This is a genomic window from Pseudomonas saudimassiliensis, from assembly GCF_000939975.1.
Classification (GTDB): domain Bacteria; phylum Pseudomonadota; class Gammaproteobacteria; order Pseudomonadales; family Pseudomonadaceae; genus Halopseudomonas; species Halopseudomonas saudimassiliensis.
Map to the genome: position 1 here is coordinate 2,754,640 of NZ_LK391969.1, position 13,242 is coordinate 2,767,881.

The 13,242-nt window shown below is 64.4% G+C and carries 10 protein-coding genes; 3 read left to right on the plus strand and 7 right to left on the minus strand.

Features of this window, described 5'->3' with window-relative positions:
• Positions 1–15: 15 nt before the first annotated feature.
• The 6 genes from glgX to glgA are packed head-to-tail and all read right to left on the minus strand — an operon-like array spanning position 16 to position 10,666.
• Entirely contained in the window at positions 16–2,139 is a 2,124-nt protein-coding gene (gene glgX / locus VG99_RS12725; protein WP_158023967.1) for a glycogen debranching protein GlgX, read from the minus strand.
• A 45-nt stretch (positions 2,140–2,184) separates the two neighbouring features.
• Positions 2,185–2,526 (minus strand): DUF2934 domain-containing protein, encoded by a 342-nt coding sequence (locus VG99_RS12730; RefSeq protein WP_044500483.1) that lies wholly within the window; start codon positions 2,524–2,526, stop codon positions 2,185–2,187.
• Entirely contained in the window at positions 2,523–5,291 is a 2,769-nt protein-coding gene (gene treY / locus VG99_RS12735; RefSeq protein ID WP_044500485.1) for a malto-oligosyltrehalose synthase, read from the minus strand. Before treY ends, VG99_RS12730 begins: the two co-directional genes overlap by 4 nt.
• Positions 5,284–7,356 carry a 4-alpha-glucanotransferase gene (malQ, locus tag VG99_RS12740; RefSeq protein ID WP_044500487.1) on the minus strand — a complete coding sequence of 691 codons (2,073 nt, stop codon included), beginning with the start codon at positions 7,354–7,356 and terminating at the stop codon, positions 5,284–5,286. Before malQ ends, treY begins: the two co-directional genes overlap by 8 nt.
• The gene (gene treZ / locus VG99_RS12745) at positions 7,353–9,116 is read right to left on the minus strand and encodes a malto-oligosyltrehalose trehalohydrolase (protein WP_044500491.1); all 1,764 of its coding nucleotides are present in this window, start codon (positions 9,114–9,116) and stop codon (positions 7,353–7,355) included. The genes malQ and treZ overlap by 4 nt, the downstream gene beginning before the upstream one ends.
• A complete protein-coding gene (glgA, locus tag VG99_RS12750; RefSeq protein WP_052508804.1) occupies positions 9,104–10,666 on the minus strand; it encodes a glycogen synthase GlgA in 1,563 nt (520 codons plus the stop codon). The genes treZ and glgA overlap by 13 nt, the downstream gene beginning before the upstream one ends.
• A 393-nt stretch (positions 10,667–11,059) precedes the next feature.
• Between glgA and VG99_RS12755 the strand changes: the two genes are divergently transcribed.
• Positions 11,060–11,554: a CinA family protein gene (locus VG99_RS12755; RefSeq protein WP_044500499.1), complete on the plus strand. Its 495-nt coding sequence runs from the start codon at positions 11,060–11,062 to the stop codon at positions 11,552–11,554.
• Positions 11,555–11,558: 4 nt separating this feature from the next.
• Here VG99_RS12755 and VG99_RS12760 read toward each other — a convergent pair whose 3' ends face one another.
• On the minus strand, positions 11,559–11,966 hold the full coding sequence (locus tag VG99_RS12760) for a hypothetical protein (protein WP_044500503.1): 408 nt from the start codon (positions 11,964–11,966) through the stop codon (positions 11,559–11,561).
• 233 nt (positions 11,967–12,199) lie between these two features.
• On the opposite strand from VG99_RS12760, the gene VG99_RS15795 reads away from it, so the two are divergent.
• Positions 12,200–12,364, plus strand: coding sequence for a con-10 family general stress protein (locus VG99_RS15795; protein WP_076939754.1), 165 nt, complete (start codon positions 12,200–12,202; stop codon positions 12,362–12,364).
• Positions 12,365–12,511: 147 nt separating this feature from the next.
• Positions 12,512–13,213, plus strand: coding sequence for a BamJ family beta-barrel-assembly machinery protein (locus VG99_RS12765; RefSeq protein WP_044500506.1), 702 nt, complete (start codon positions 12,512–12,514; stop codon positions 13,211–13,213).
• The last annotated feature ends 29 nt before the right edge of the window (positions 13,214–13,242 follow it).

Genomic DNA, 13,242 nt, shown 5'->3' on the forward strand with positions numbered 1-13,242 from the left:
GCGCAGCGGCAACGCTCAGCTGTCGTCCTCCCGCTCCAGGGCAAACAACAGCAGCGAGTTCCCGGTCACCTGGAATTCACTATTGAACTCATGGATCTCGCGTTTGCGTAACTGCGGCCGATGGGTATCCACCAGGCAGTGCCAGCAACTGCCCTGGGCCACCTCCGGCAGGCGGAAATTGACCACGTCGTGGTGGGCGTTGAACACCAGCAGCAGCGTCGCATCATCGCCACTGCGGCGCACGCCGGTGGGCTGGGCGCGGCCGTCGAGCAGCATGCCGAGACAGCGTGCGTGGGGATCTTCCCACTGCTCGTCGGTCATCTCGTCGCCGGTGGGGCTGAGCCAGGTGACATCCTTGACGCCCAGTTCCTCGTTGTATTCGCCCACCAGGAAGCGCTGCCGACGCAGGATGGGATAGGCGCGGCGCAGGGCGATCAGGCGGCGGGTGAAGGCCAGCAGCTCGGTGCCGTCTTCATCCAGGTTCCAGTCGATCCAGCCCAGCTCGTTATCCTGGCAGTAGACGTTGTTGTTGCCCTGCTGGGTGCGGCTGAATTCATCGCCGGCGAGCAGCATGGGCGTGCCCTGGGAGAACAGCAGGGTGGCCAGCAGGTTGCGCATCTGCCGCATGCGCAGTTCGTTGATTTCCGGATCGTCAGTGGGGCCTTCGCAACCATGGTTATAGGACAGGTTGTGATCACTGCCGTCCTGGTTGTTCTCTCCGTTGGCTTCGTTGTGCTTGTCGTTGTAACTGACCACGTCGCGCAGGGTGAAGCCGTCGTGGGCCGTGACGAAGTTCACCGACGAGTGGGGCCGACGGCCACGCTGGTTGTAGTGGTCGCCGGAGGCGGTCAGGCGGCTTGCCAGTTCGGCAATCTGGCCTTCCTGGCCCATCCAGAAGGCGCGGGCGGTATCGCGGAAGCGGTCGTTCCATTCCACCCAGCCCGGCGGGAAGCCACCCACCTGATAGCCGCCGGGGCCGCAATCCCAGGGTTCGGCGATCAGTTTGCGCTGGCTCAATACCGGGTCCTGGCGGCAGGCAACGAGAAAGCCATGGCGCTCGTCGTAGCCATCGGCGTGGCGGGCGAGGATGGTTGCCAGATCAAAACGGAAGCCGTCCACCTGCATCTCGGTGGCCCAGTAGCGCAGGGAGTCGGTCACCATCTGCAGCACGCAGGGGTGGCTCAGATCCAGGGTGTTGCCGGTACCGGAATCGTTGATGTAATAGCGCTTTTCATCCGGCATCAGCCGGTAGTAGGTGGCGTTGTCGATACCGCGCATCGACAGGGTCGGGCCCAGTTCGTTGCCTTCGGCGGTATGGTTGTAGACCACATCCATGATCAGCTCCAGACCCGCGTCATGCAGGTGGGCGACCATTTCCTTGAACTCGCTGATGTTGCCGGACGCCAGGTAGGCCTGGTGGGGGGCGAAGAAGGCGATGCTGTTGTAGCCCCAGTAGTTGTTCAGGCCCTTGTCCAGCAAGTGCTGGTCGTTGACAAAACCATGGATCGGCAAGAGTTCCACGCTGGTCACGCCCAGGGAACGGATATGCTTGATCACCTCCGGATGCTTGAGCCCCGCGAAGGTGCCGCGCACCGACTCGGGGACGGCGGGATGCTGCATGGTCAGGCCGCGCACATGGGCTTCGTAGATGACCGTCTGGTCCCAGGGGATGTGCCTATGGGTCTGACGTCCCCAGGTGAAGGCGGGGTCGATGACCCGGGCCTTGGGAATATGCGCGGCGCTGTCCCGGTCATCGAAGCTCAGGTCAGCATCCGGCGAGCCGAGGGTGTAGCCGAACAGGCGATCCGACCAGCGCAGTTCGCCGACCAATTGCTTGGCATAGGGGTCGATCAGCAGCTTGTTGGGGTTGAAACGATGTCCGGCCTCCGGCTCGTAGGGGCCATAGACCCGGTAGCCGTACACGGTTCCCGGGCGGGCATCCGGCAGGTAGCCATGCCAGATCTCGTTGGTGTATTCCGGCAGCTCGATGCGCTCCAGCTCCTGCTTGCCCTCATTGTCGAACAGGCAGAGTTCGACCTTGGTGGCGTGGGCCGAAAACAGTGCGAAATTCACTCCCAAGCCGTCCCAGGTGGCGCCCAGGGGGAAAGGTTGGCCCTCGGCTACCCGGGATTTCTGCATGATCTGGGGAGACTGGGTTCCCTGTTTTTTCGCGGTCATGGCGGTCTACTCTTTACCGGAGTCCAAAGTGGACTTGCCGGCCTTGGTGGTCTTGGCCGTTGCCGCCGCTGGCTTGCGCGGGGCTCGGGTGGTTTTCTTTGCCCCGGCTGGCTTGCCCAGCAGCGCCGGCTTTTCCAGTTGGGTTTCGTCTTCCGGTGGCGCTTCGGCCGCAGCCTTGCGGCGCGGCTTGCGGGCCTTGGCTGGCGCGGGCTGCAGGTCGCCCTGTTGCTCGCTCTCGAGCAGCTTGCAGGCCATTTCCCAATGGCGGTCGGTCTGGCCTTCGGGCTTGCCTTCGCTTTCCCAGATTTGATAGGCCAGTTCGCGGATACGTTGTTCGTCACTGTTCATGGTTTGGCTTCCTGATGTTGGGTGGTCACAAGGAGATTCATTGGAACCATCGCCAGCAGGTCACTCACCGGGACTGCGGGGCCGCTTGGAACGGCTTCTCCGGTCAACGCGCTGGTCAGATAGACAGAGGGTAGGTCGATCAGGGTGTCATCCCAGCGCTCAGCTGGAATCAGGGGTGCTTCACTGTCGCCGAGCAGGGGCGCTGCCAGCCGCGGCGCTATGGTAATGGCCACCTCGTCGCCATGCTGCCGGCTGAAGGCAATCAGCCGATCGGCATGGCGGCCGTGCAGGGTCAGCGGCTGGTAATTGCCCTGGCGGAACAGCTCGGGCAGGCGGCGCCGGCAATTCAGTACCTGGGTGATCAGCCATTGCTTGATGCGTCCATCGTGCCAGTGCTGCAGCAGTTCGGCCGGGGCGGCGGCGGGGGCCAGGGTGCTGGCCCGCCGCGCGTAGTCCACGGGCCGGCGGTTGTCCGGGTCCACCAGGCTGAAGTCCCAGTACTCGCAACCCTGGTAGAGGTCCGGCACGCCCGGCGTGGTCATGCGCAGCAGGCATTGGGTCAGGCTGTTGAGCGCCCCGTTGCAGGCGGCCAGCTTGACCGCATGGGCCAGCGCGCGGCGCAGTTCGATGACTTCATGGGTGGTCATCAATCGCCGGAGAAACTGGTGGCAGGCCTCCTCATAGGCTGTATCCGGGGCGGCCCAGCTGCTGCGCAACTTGGCTTCGCGCAGAGCCTTGCGCTGCCAGGCCTCCACCCGTTCGGCGAACTCGGCGCAGCCGGCATCGTCGTCGGCGCTCAGGCCCAGCGGCCAACTGCTGAACAGGGTCTGGTACAGCATCAATTCGTCGGCCGGGGAGGGCGCGGGTTGGCCGTTTACGGTGGCGATCAGGGGTTCGGCCAGGTTATGCCAGAAGCGCACCTGGATGTTGAACCAGGGCGCATGCTCGCTGACCACAGCGAGCCGGGCGCGGGCATCCTCGCCCCGTTTGTGGTCGTGGGTCGCGGTGGTGAGGATGCCCAGGGGGAAGTGCTCGGCCTGCTCGATACATTCCTGGTGAAACCAGTCCGGGCTGGCGCTGAAGCGCTCCGGATCGAAGCCGACATCATTGCGCGACAACAGAATGGCCGAGCGGTAGAAGGCGGTATCCTCCACCGACTTGGCGGCTACCGGCGAGGTCAGCTGGTGAAAGCGCGACAACAGGCGCTGCTGGAACCGGCGTTTCGCTCCGGGTGGGTTGGCATACAGGGGTGTGCCACCCAGCCAGCGGTCGAGCTGCTCCAGCACCGGCCAGTCATTGCTGCTCAGCTCGGCCCGGGCGCCGGCCAGCGCCTGGTCGAAGAACCGGCGGTCCTGGGCAGACTGGCCGCAGACGCAGGCATAGGTCCGGTAGACCGGATAATGGGTAATCAGGGCGCGCAGGGCCCGGCGGATCGCCCCCAGGGTAATATCCCGGGTCGCCAGGCTGCAGCGGGCCAGCCGCAGCAGGGCCTGGCTCAATACGTCGAAATCCGCGGCCAAGGAGCCACTGAGCACCAGCCGGCGGGCTTCGCGGATCTCGTCGGTGAAATCGGTGCTGCGCCCGGTCAGGCTGCCCCAGAGATCGGCCAGTTCCGCCTGCCCGTTCGGATCATGCTGCAGCAGCGAGACCCGGTTCATGAAGTCGTAGCCGGTGGTGCCATCCACCATCCAGTTGTCGGGCAGACGTTCATCGGCCGCGAGGATCTTTTCCACATGGATGGGAAAGTGGCCCCGGCGCTCGCCGCGCAGGCGATCAACCCGGCGACGCAACCGGCGGCAGTAGGCCCGCGGATTGGCGAGGCCATCAATGTGGTCGATGCGCAAGCCATCGATGAGCCCGGCTTCGATCAGTTCGAAGATCTTGCGGTGCGTGGCTTCGAATACCTGGGGATGTTCTGCGCGTAGGCCGACCAGCTCGTTGACGTCGAAGAAGCGCCGCCAGTTGATGTCATCGTTGGCGGTACGCCAGCTGGCCAGGCGGTAGTGTTGCTGATCCAGGAGGGTATGCAAGCGCAGGCAGTTCTCCGGCGTATCCGCGGTGAAACGGGTCAGGGCCCGTTCAATGGCCGGCAATGAGGCACCCGCAGCCGCTGCCAAGTCCTGGCGAATCTGCTGGCCGATGCCATGGGCGCCGAACTCGTCCACCAGTGCGGCGCAGCGGTCGGCGATCCGGGTCAGGGCGTCGTCGCCGGTGTCGGCCAGGATGTCGGCGTAGCTGGCCATGGCGACCGGCATCCGGTGGTCGAAATGGTGGATGAAGAAACTGCCGGAGGCCGCCTCGAAGCTCAGTTGCAGCTCGCCCGCCTTGAGCACCTCCAGGTAGTCGGTGCGCAATATCGGCAGCAGCAGGCGATCGCGCATGAACTCGTCCTGGGAGCGCCAGGTGATATCGAAGAAGCCGGCGAAGGGGCTGCCGGCGCCCCACTGGAGCACGTCCTGCCACCAGAGGTTGGCGTTATCCACGGCCATGTGGTTGGGCACTATGTCCATGATCAGCCCCATGCCCCGTTGGTGCAGGGCATCGGCCAGGCGGCGCAGGGCCGGTTCGCCACCGAGCTCCGGGTTGACCCGAGTGGGGTCGACGACATCGTAGCCGTGGGTCGAGCCGGGCCGGGCGGCAAGCAGGGGGGAGGCGTAGATATGACTGATGCCCAGGTCATGGAAGTAGTCGACCATCTCCAGGGCGTCGTCCAGCATGAAGCCGGCGTGGAATTGCAAGCGCAAGGTAGCACGCAGTTCAACCATCGAGATTTTTCCTTTCACGGTTCAAGCGCGCCTCGTGCAGGCGTTGCAGGCGGCGCGCCGGGATGGGCGCATCAAGCATCTCCGCCGCCGGTTGCCACCAGCGCCGCCGCCAGTTCGGGTGGGTGTCGCCGGGGCCGGGCAGGTTGGGTTGCTCGATGGCGCCGACCAGATCCTCCAGCGGAATCAGTACCAGCGGTGCCGGGGTAGTGCCGAGGAATTCGATACTGGCGTCCAGTTGCGCCTGCGGGTCCTTTGCCCCCTGCAACAGACCTTCGCGGTGCAGGGCATCGCGCAGTATCTTCACCTCCTCGGTGCGCTGCTGGCGGTCCTGTTCGGCCTGCTCGCTACTGCTCTGGCCAACGTGTTCACGCCAGGCAATATCGCGGCCGGACTGCCAGCCGGTGAGCGTCGGCAGATCATGGGTGGTGGTGGTGGCCAGGGCGTCGCCGCTCCACTGATCGGGGGCGGGAATCTGGTCATCCTGCTGTTCGAACAGCAGCACCCGCATACCCAGGATGTTCTGCCGGGCCAGGGTGTCCTGCAGCCCTTCGGGGACGGTGCCCAGGTCTTCGCCGATGATCAGCGCCCGATGGCGCCAGGATTCCAGCGCCAGCAGGCGCAGGAAGTCCTCCAGCGGGTAGCTCAGATAGGCGCCCTTGCTCGCATCGCTGCCCTCGGGCACCAGCCACAGCCGCTGCAGCCCCATGATGTGATCGATACGGATACCGCCGGCATGCATCAGGTTGGCCCGCAGCATCTCGATGAAGGCGCGATAGCCGCTGCGCTTCAGGCCCAGCGGCGAGAAGGCGGCCACGCCCCAGTCCTGACCGTCGCGGTTGAGCAGGTCCGGCGGTGCCCCAATAGTGACCTTGCTCAGCAACTCGCCCTGGTGGGCCCAGCCGAAGCTGCCGCTCATGTCTGCGCCAATCGCCATGTCGGCAATCAGGCCGATGGCCATGCCTGTCTCGCGGCAGCGGTCTTGGACGCGCTGCAGGCAGCGGTCGATGAGCCACTGGCAGAACGCATGGAATTCCACTTCCTGCGCCTGCTCCCAGGCGAAGGCTTCGACCTCGGGCGAGTGCGGGTCGCGCAGGGCGTCGGGCCAGTCCCGCCAGTCGCCACTGCGTTCCTCGGCCAGCGCGTGCTGTTGCAGGGCTTCATGGCGACAGTGGAGTTCGAGGCGATCGCCGCCGGTGCTGCGGAAATGGCGGAAATCGGCCTGCAGGGCCTCGGCGGCCTGGGCGAAATCCGCGTGGAGCTGGCGCAGCAGCTGCAGCCGCAGTGAGGCCACCGCGGGCCAGTCGACCAGCTCCTGTTCTTCCAATTCCTGCCATTCGGCTTGCAGATGACAGTGCTCCATGGCCCGGGCCACGGCCTCGTCACCCAGTACCGCGGCCGGCGCTGCATGCAGGATATTGAACAGCGACCGGCTCGATGGCGAGTAGGGGCTGAACTGTTCCGGGCGGGCGCTGAACATGGCATGCAGGGGGCTGATTGCCAGGGCGTCGGCGCCTTTACGCGCTGCCGCCTCGGCCAAGTCCTGCAGCGCGGCGGTGTCGCCGAGGCCGCCATCTCCGGGGCGGCGCAGACCATACACCTGAGCGCCAATGCCCCAGATGTGCGGGCGACCACCGGCCAATTCGGCCACGGACATGGCCGCTTCGGGCGCGCAGGCCAGGGTCCACTGCTGATCGCCACAGCGGAGTTGGTGGTAACCATAGGGCTGGGCCGGCAGGCGGCCAAGCGCATCGATCTCTACCTGCTGGCGCTGGCCGTCTTCGCGGATGAGTTCGCATTGGCTGCCGGCGACCAGCCGGCAGTGCAGGTCGATGGGCTGGCCGGCGGCGCAGATCAGCAGGGGCCCCTTGTCGGCTTCCTCGCGTAGCTGCCGTGCGCGCCTGAGACTGTCGGCCACCTGGTCGGGCCCGTCGGCGGGTAAACCGAGGGCGGCCAATACGGCGTGCAGGGCGTCCTCCTCAAGGCTGACCGGGTCGCCATGGGCGTCGGTCCAGTCACAGATAATGCCGGCTTCGTGGGCCAGCTCCAGCAATGGACCGGTAATCATGTGGCTTGATCCAGAATCGCTCTCGAACTGTAGCCCGGTAGTATGGTCGGGTCCTTGGACAGGCTGGCTCGATAGTCGTGGATGATCTTGCTGCCGGGATCGGGGGCAGCCACTACCACCGGGTTCTCCGACAGGTTGAGGTCGATGCGCAACCGGCTGCCGTCGCCCAGCCGCCAGCAGGCGGAGACGGCCTTTTCGCCGGGAATCGTGGTGCCATCGGACAGCGTACCGGGCAGCCGCGGCACTATATGGGCGTGGCGCAGGCGCAGCAGGCTGCGGTAATAGGCCAGCCAGTCGTCCTGCAGGGTCTGGTTGCCGCCGGCGCGGTCCGGCACCGAGGTCACGAAGGTGCTGTGGGAGTTCGGGTCGGGAATTCGCTGGCGGATCATCTCGTCGGCGAAGGCGGCGAAATCCGAGAACTCGTTGCGGCGCCCCTCGCGCACCGCGCGGCCCAGCTCCTCATTGTGATCGGTGAAGAACAGGAAGGGCTGCTCGCAGCCCCATTCCTCCCCCATGAACAGCATGGGGATCATCGGGCACAGCAGTACCAGCCCCAGCGCCGCACGTACGCCACGGTGGTCGGCCAGGGTGATCAGCCGATCGCCGAAGGCGCGGTTGCCGATCTGGTCATGGTTCTGCAGGAACAGGATAAAGGCGGTCGGCGGCAGATGGCCGCTGGGCTCGCCGCGGCTGGCACCTTTGCGGGTAGTCTCGCCCTGATAGATGAAGCCTTCCTTCAGGCAGCGGGCCAGCTTGATGGTGGTGTCCGCGGCGAAGTCCTGGTAGTAGCTCTCATGTTCGCCGGTCAGCAGCACGTGCAGGGCATGGTGGCCATCGTCATTCCACTGGGCGTCGAAGCCCTCGGCCAGCAGACTGGCCTGGTTGTTCTCGTTTTCCAGCATCAGGTGCACATGGCGCCCGTCCGGCACGGCGCTGCGGACCCGCTTGGCCAGGTTGGTGAGAAAATCCATTTCGCTGATGGCGTGTACCGCGTCCAGGCGTAAGCCATCGATGCGATAATCGAGCACCCACATCAAGGCGTTTTCGCAGAAGAAATCACAGACCTGGCTGTTGCGAAAATCTATGGCCGGGCCCCAGGGCGTATGGATGTCGTCGCGGAAGAAGCTCTTGGCATATTCGCCCAGGTAATTGCCGTGGGGGCCGAAGTGGTTGTAGACCACGTCCATGAACACCATCAGCCCGTAGCCGTGGGCGGCATCGATCAGCCGGCGCAGGTCGTCCGGGGTGCCGCAACTGGACTGCGGCGCGAAGGGGAAGACGCCGTCATAACCCCAGTTGTGCTTGCCCGGGCATTCGTTCACCGGCATCAGCTCGATGGCGGTAATACCCAGGTCTACCAGTTCGGGCAGCTTGGCCTGGATGCCGGCAAAGCCGCCGCAGGCGCCCGGGTGCAGTTCATAGATGACGGTTTCGTGCCAGGGCCGGCCCTTCCATTCATTGAACTGCCAGGCAAAGGCATCGGGGTCCAGCACGCAGCTGGGGCCGTCCACGCCCTGGGGTTGGTAACGGGACGCCGGATCCGGCACGGATAATTGGCCATTGATCAGGAAGCGGTAGGTGGTGCCCGGCCCGCAATTGACCCGGGCGCTGTACCAGCCGCTGGCCTGGTGGTGCATGGTGTGCACGCTGCCGTCGCCAAGCTTGACGGCAACGGTGTCGGCGTCCGGCGCCCATAGCGAGAAGCAGGTGGCGCCATCATGTTGCACGGTTGCCCCGTGCAGCCGGGTCATTTCGAACATGCGCGCAATCTCCTGCCGGTCAGGGCGAAGGAGTCATAGGTGTGCTCGATCAGGCGGCGATAGAGTCTGTCGTAGGGGCGTACCGACTGGTGCCAGTACAGTGGCGCGGCCATTGCCTTGCAACGCATGGCATTGAGCAGCACGGGCCGGTCATGCACATGCAACGCGCGGCGAATGGCCTGCACGTAGCTGTCGACCGTAGGCTCGCGGAACAGGAAACCGGACACGCCATCTTCGATGGTATCGGCCAGGCCGCCGGTGCGCCGGGCGATCGGCAGCGAGCCGTAGCACTGGGCATAGATCTGGCTCAGGCCGCAGGGCTCGTAGCGGGACGGCATCAGCAGGAAGTCGCTGCCGGCGATCATCCGGCGGGCTTCGGTCTCGTCAAACTTGAGATTGACGCCGATACGCCCCGGATGGCGGGTTGCGAGTTGCTGCACACGCCGTTCCAGGTCCTTTTCACCCTGACCGATGATGACGATGCGCCCGCCACCGGCGACTATGGTGTCCGCGGCGGCGATGGTCAGGTCGATGCCCTTCTGGTGGACCAGGCGGGACACAACGGCGAACAGCGGGCCGTCTTCCGGGGCGAGGCCGAAGGCCTCCTCGACATAGCGCCGGTTGGCAAGCTTGCCGGCCCAGTCGCCAGCGGAGAACCCCTGCACCAGGCGGGGGTCGGACTCCGGCTGCCAACTGGTGTCGATGCCGTTGACGATGCCGCTGAGCAACCCTTCATCCGCCTTGCGCCGCAGCAGTCCCTCCAGTCCGCAGCCAAAGGCCGGCGAGGTGATCTCGTGGGCGTAGGTGTGGCTGACGGTGGTGATCTGCGCGGCGTAGTTGATGCCCGCCTTGAGGAAGGACAGCTTGCCGTAGTATTCCATGCCATCAATGGTCATGGCTTCGTCGGGCAGGCCCAGTTCGACGGCTTTCTCCGGTGCGCACAGGCCCTGATAGGCGAGGTTGTGAATGGTGAATACGCAGGGGGTCTGCTGCCCGCGCCAGGCCATGTAGGCCGGGGTCAGCCCGGTCGGCCAGTCGTTGGCATGGACCAGGTCCGGACGCCAGCCGCGGATTCCCTGGCCATCGGCGATCTTGCTGGCCGCCAGCGCCAGCCGGGCAAAGCGGATGTGGTTGTCCGGCCAGTCAACCCCGTTGGCGTCACCGTAGGGGTTGCCTTCGCGGTCATACAGTTCCTGGCAGATGACCACGTGGATGATCAGGCCGTCCTCCATGGTCATCTCGCCGATCAGGCAAGGCGGGATCGCTGCATGGCCGGGGAGCTTGCCGACCACGCGGATGGGGTGGCCGCTCTGGATGACCTGGCGATAGCCGGGAATCAATACCCGCACCGAATGATGCCGGTTCAAGGCGCGGGGCAGGGCAGCGGATACATCACCCAGCCCGCCGACCTTGACCAGGTCGGTAATCTCGGACGTCACGAAAAGTATATTGTGGCCAATCTCAGCAGGCGGCATAGGGCTCAAGGGAGCCCCCTCGGTTGCACGCTTGATTATTTCTTTCGGCAGGACCGCCGCCGCAGCATTTCCCATGACACCCTCCTAATCGTTCACTGATTCTCTGGGAGAGCGTTTGGTGCGTGGAAAATCCTGAATCAGGCGCGATGGTGCTGGGGGCAGGTCGACCCGGTTACAAGACCTGGCAGGGTCATCACTGACCGCGAGCGTGCCTCTAGTCCGGTATTGTCTTGCGTATGCCAGCTGCGTTATTCAGGATTGCCCAATCACACAGACGCTATTGCCGGCACCCCCGCCGTAACAGATCAGAAGACTTGTTATCCATCCCTCAAAATAGTGACCGGCTGGTTTTGCAGAAGTTTCGACTTTTTTTGCCGCAGCTTGCCGGTGCAGAAATGGGAACTGAACCGCTCTATGGTCGGCTCTAAGCTGCTATTGAGAGCAGTAGAAACCGACCGGGAGCCGAGCATGCAGAACCTGCAAGAGGTAGTGGATTTTCTCAAACGTAACAATCTCGTACTGGCCACCGCCGAGTCCTGCACGGCGGGTCTCATCGCCTCACTGGTCGCCGACGTGTCGGGCAGCGGGGCGGTGATGGAATGCGGCTACGTGGTGTACGCCGTGCGGGCCAAGCGCGAGATGCTGGGGGTGAACCTGGAGACCATCGACCGCTTCGGCCTGACCAGCGAGGAGGTGGCCCGGGAAATGGCACTTGGCGCGTTGGAGCGCTGTGGCGCGGGCGTCACCCTGGCCAACACCGGGCTGGCAGAAGCCGAGGGGCCCATGGATGGGGTGGTCTGTATCGCCTGTGCGCTGACCGTCGACGGGAAGGCGCGGGTGGTCAGTGAAACCTGCAAGTTCGACGGCGAACGCAACGCGGTGCGCGAGCAGGCGGCCCGTCACGCCCTGTACTCCCTGGACCGGTATCTGACCGATCTGCGTAACCCGGCGCTGTTTGCCTGACGCATTACCAGAATCCGGCCGGATGGCGCGCCTCCACTGTCGGCAGCGTCACGCCGAAGCCATCCCGCAGCAGGGTGGCCAACTGGGTGTCGACTACCATGGAGTTGATGGAATCCAACCCGCCTTCCAGGGTACGAGTGGTGCCGTCGGTGACGAAATAGAGCGCATGCTCCACGCATTGGCGGGCGGTATCGGCACTGATCCGGTAATGGCTGGCGTAGGGCTGGTCAGCCGCCCTCACCTCAAGCCGCAGCTCCGGCGGATTGCCGGCGGTGTGCGCCATGGCATCGAGCCCGACCTCCCGGGCATTCAGCGCCGCCTGCTCGAACAGGGGGGCGGCGGCGGCCAATAATGTTTCACCAAAGCGGCGGATGAACAGCTCGGTGGAAAGCGGTGCAGCAGGATCGGTCATGTCGGTCTCCTTGTCGGGCGGGATACCCCTTGGACCGGGAAAGCGGCCATGAGTTGACCCTGTCGACAAAAAGCCTGGTCCATCACTGGAAGCGAGGCGGCATGCGGGCTGCCGGATGACCGCTCGGCCCGGAAACGGAAAAAAAGGCGAACCTCCAAGCGGGGGTGGCCTCCAACAAGAAGGTGCAATGCACCTGGAGTTCTGAGTTTACAACCCATACTGGAGGCAGTGACATGACTCAACGTAAAGGTGGTAAAGGCAACTTCGCGGAGAACCCCCAACGCGCAGCAGAGGCCGGCAGAAAAGGCGGCCAGGCCAGTGGTGGTAATTTCAAGAACAATCCGCAGCGTGCTGCGGAGGCGGGACGCAAGGGTGGCCAGCAAAGTCGGCGTACTTGAGCGGTAGTTCAGAAGACGGGGGCTGCGGCCCCCGTTTTCTTTTGGGCGGCAAAAAATCAGGATTCACCGGCGGTAGCCGGGTTCTGGCTGCACTGTTATGCTGCTCGCTTTATTGTCGCCCCGAGCGGGCTAGTCGAAGAGGTAAGCATGAAGCGGAATCTGCTGGCAGCCAGTGTTGCATTCAGCGTTATCACCTTGGTGGGTTGCAGTGAAAAGGAACCGGAACTCACCACCTCCATCCAACAGGCGTCCTACGGCATTGGTCTGAACATGGGCCAGAGCCTGCTGCAGGATGGTCTGGAAAATATCGATACCCAGGCACTGGCGCTAGGCATGGAAGATGCCCTGGCCGGCACCGAGGCCCGGGTCAGTGAGAAGGACCTGATGGCTGCCTTCGGTGAACTCCAGGCCCAGGCTGAAGAACGCGCCTCCGCCGAGAGCACCGAACAGCTCGAGACCAATACCGCGTTCCTGGCCGAAAATGCCAAACGTGAAGGCGTAATTACCACCGAGTCCGGCCTGCAGTACGAAGTGATCGAGTCCGGTGATGCCGAGGGTGCCCAGCCCAAGGCGAGCGATGTGGTCTCGGTTCATTATGAAGGCAAGCTGACCGACGGCACTGTATTTGACAGCTCGATCAGCCGGGGTGAGCCGGTGGATCTGCCCGTCAGTGGCGTGATCCCGGGTTGGGTCGAAGCGCTGCAACTCATGCGCATCGGCGACAAGTGGAAGGTCACCATCCCCAGCGATCTGGCCTACGGTCCGGGCAGCCCGAGCCCCGTCATTCCCCCGAACTCCATCCTGGTGTTTGAAATGGAATTGCTGGGTATCCAGCAGGACGACGAGTAAGCACTGGCGGTAACACCGCGCAGGCCGCG

What these genes read in the sequence shown, in the direction of transcription:
- malQ (WP_044500487.1), bottom strand. Translation starts at nt 7,356, where the DNA reads ATGATTACCGGTCCATTGCTGGAGCTGGCCCACGAAGCCGGCATTATC.
- VG99_RS15795 (WP_076939754.1), top strand. Translation starts at nt 12,200, where the DNA reads ATGACTCAACGTAAAGGTGGTAAAGGCAACTTCGCGGAGAACCCCCAA.
- VG99_RS12755 (WP_044500499.1), top strand. Translation starts at nt 11,060, where the DNA reads ATGCAGAACCTGCAAGAGGTAGTGGATTTTCTCAAACGTAACAATCTC.
- treZ (WP_044500491.1), bottom strand. Translation starts at nt 9,116, where the DNA reads ATGTTCGAAATGACCCGGCTGCACGGGGCAACCGTGCAACATGATGGC.
- glgX (WP_158023967.1), bottom strand. Translation starts at nt 2,139, where the DNA reads ATGCAGAAATCCCGGGTAGCCGAGGGCCAACCTTTCCCCCTGGGCGCC.
- VG99_RS12765 (WP_044500506.1), top strand. Translation starts at nt 12,512, where the DNA reads ATGAAGCGGAATCTGCTGGCAGCCAGTGTTGCATTCAGCGTTATCACC.
- VG99_RS12760 (WP_044500503.1), bottom strand. Translation starts at nt 11,966, where the DNA reads ATGACCGATCCTGCTGCACCGCTTTCCACCGAGCTGTTCATCCGCCGC.
- glgA (WP_052508804.1), bottom strand. Translation starts at nt 10,666, where the DNA reads ATGGGAAATGCTGCGGCGGCGGTCCTGCCGAAAGAAATAATCAAGCGT.
- VG99_RS12730 (WP_044500483.1), bottom strand. Translation starts at nt 2,526, where the DNA reads ATGAACAGTGACGAACAACGTATCCGCGAACTGGCCTATCAAATCTGG.
- treY (WP_044500485.1), bottom strand. Translation starts at nt 5,291, where the DNA reads ATGGTTGAACTGCGTGCTACCTTGCGCTTGCAATTCCACGCCGGCTTC.